1 pseudogene is annotated in these 234 nt (G+C 62.0%); it reads left to right on the plus strand.

Annotated features, from left to right (window positions below):
- A pseudogene (locus tag J5M67_RS29420) lies at positions 1–234 on the plus strand (arylsulfatase); the annotation flags it as partial.

Genomic DNA, 234 nt, shown 5'->3' on the forward strand with positions numbered 1-234 from the left:
AGATCGAGGACACCGGCCCGCTGAACAAGAAGCGGATGGAGACCATCGACGACGAGACCACCCAGGCCGCCATCAACTTCATGGACAAGCAGGTGAAGGCCGACAAGCCGTTCTTCGTCTGGATGAATACCACGCGCATGCACCTCTTCACCCACGTGCGCGACTCGATGAAGGGCCAGAGCGGCATGCCCGGCAACGAGTACGCCGACGGCATGCTCGAACACGACGGCGACG

Source organism: Pseudomonas sp. 30_B (assembly GCF_017491605.1).
In the GTDB taxonomy this organism is placed as follows: Bacteria; Pseudomonadota; Gammaproteobacteria; order Pseudomonadales; family Pseudomonadaceae; genus Pseudomonas.